Source organism: Candidatus Similichlamydia epinepheli, from assembly GCF_003056015.1.
In genome coordinates this window covers 1-1,889 of record NZ_PPEU01000113.1, presented here as the reverse complement: position 1 = coordinate 1,889, position 1,889 = coordinate 1, and the positions used below count along the sequence as shown (strand labels likewise).

At 38.1% G+C, this 1,889-nt stretch carries 2 protein-coding genes and 1 tRNA gene; 1 reads left to right on the top strand and 2 read right to left on the bottom strand.

Annotated features, from left to right (window positions below):
* Positions 1–287 precede the first annotated feature (287 nt).
* Entirely contained in the window at positions 288–1,325 is a 1,038-nt protein-coding gene (locus GCCT14_RS04660) for a polyamine ABC transporter substrate-binding protein (protein WP_157952623.1), read from the top strand.
* A 22-nt stretch (positions 1,326–1,347) separates the two neighbouring features.
* On the opposite strand, the gene GCCT14_RS04655 is transcribed toward GCCT14_RS04660, so the two are convergent.
* Both GCCT14_RS04655 and GCCT14_RS04650 read right to left on the bottom strand, forming a co-directional pair.
* Positions 1,348–1,434: transfer RNA gene (locus GCCT14_RS04655), tRNA-Ser, on the bottom strand.
* A gap of 35 nt (positions 1,435–1,469) precedes the next feature.
* A partial coding sequence (locus GCCT14_RS04650; RefSeq protein WP_239978381.1) for a His/Gly/Thr/Pro-type tRNA ligase C-terminal domain-containing protein occupies positions 1,470–1,889 on the bottom strand: 420 nt, incomplete at its 5' end.

Below are 1,889 nucleotides of genomic sequence, written 5' to 3'. Positions count from 1 at the left end.
CTTATTCTTTGTTTAACGGGATTGGTAGACTTTTTAGCTATATTCGATATCTCACTATCTCGTGCGCTGTTAATTATGAATGTGGTTCTTACACTCGCTCATATTCCAGTTCTTGGACTTTTCTTTTATAATCAAGAACAAGAGGCTAAACGGGCTCTTTCTAATTAGCATGCATTTTCAATAATTATTTTTTATTGAAGGCAATCTCTTCTTTAGCATCTCGGTCTAAAACTTCTTTTTGAAGTAGAATATGGCGTTTCTTTGCTGCCTTCGTAATGAGGGATACTTTGATCAAGCCTGTTCGTTGGATTCTTCCACTTTTTCTATTCCTTCTATTCTCTTCTTGGGCTGTTCTATATAAGCCTACTAAGAAGCGTATTGTTTTATTTGGTTGGCCAAATGTCCTACATGATTTTGAAAAAGAGTTCAATTGCGAGGTTGTTTACAGTTTATTCGAGAACAATGAATCGATGTATGCAAAAGCCAAGAATTCTAGTGAAGATTACGATATAATTTTCTGTTCCTCGTACTTTATTGAACTAATGCTTGAGCAAGGGCTGCTTGCCAAACTTAATAAGAGTAAGTTGAAAAATCTTTCTTATATTGATACATCATATCTTAAGTTTTCTCCTGACCCAAACATGATATACAGTGTGCCTCAGATCATTGGCATTCTGGGGATTGGCTTTGACAAGAGAAAAGTATCAACTTGCCCTAACAGTTGGTTTGTGTTTTCTGAATGGAAACAATTCAAAGGAAGAATGACCCTTTTAGAGGATCCCAAAGATGTAATCGGAGCCGCGCTTCTTTCTCTTGGTTACGAACACAATTCTACGGATCAATATGAGTTACAAAGAGCTGGCGATCTTGTGCTGGATTGGAAAAGAAATATAGCAACATTTTCAAATGAGCCTTATATAGGGCTTGAGTCTGGTGAGTTTATAGTTTCACAAGCATACCTGGGAGAGATCATAAAGACTAAAAGAGTTAACAATGAAATAGATTTTATTGTTCCTAAAGAAGGTTCAGCGATCACATTTGATAATCTAGTTATACTAAATCGGTGTAAAAACAAGGTGTTAGCTCACGCCTTCATAGACTTCTTATTAAGACCTGCAAACACAGCCAAAAACGTTAATTTTCATTGTGGATTCATTCCTCACCGAGAGCTTGCTAACAACATTGGAGAGGAGTTTGTTCAAATGTTCAATCTTTATTATAAGCAAGCTATAAGTGAAAATCGGCATCCGACTGTTTCATGGTTGAAAGACAACGAAAAACTTTACCTTTCAACATGGGAAAGGGTTCTGTCATCAGATTCTTAAATGAGATTAGTCAAGATAAAAACGGAAGGAGAGGGATTCGAACCCCCGTACGCGTTGCCGCGTAATCTGATTTCGAATCAGACGCATTCGGCCTCTCTGCCATCCTTCCGTGAAGTCTGATACAAAAAACAAGGCGAATATACTTTATCTATCCTCTTGCTTAGGGACAAGTTCCTTCTCCAAAAAAGGAATTATTTGATCTTCTTTAATTCGTGTTTGTTGCATCGAATCCCGAAAGCGCACTGTTACACATCCATCTTCTAAAGATTCCATGTCAACTGTTATACAAAAAGGGGTTCCAATTTCGTCTTGTCGACGGTAACGTCTTCCGATCGCTCCTTTTCCATCGTATTCTACATCCCACTTGTCCAAACAGACATGGTATAAGGCCCGAGCTTTTTGTTGTAGTTGCTCTTGTGATTCCATAAGAGGAAAAAAAGCACATTTAATGGGTGATATCCAAGGTTTGAAACGGAGAACAGTCCTCTTGTTCCCTTCACTAACCTCCTCTTCGTCATATGCATCACAAAGAACAGCAAGGAGAGTCCTATCGACTCCAAAAGA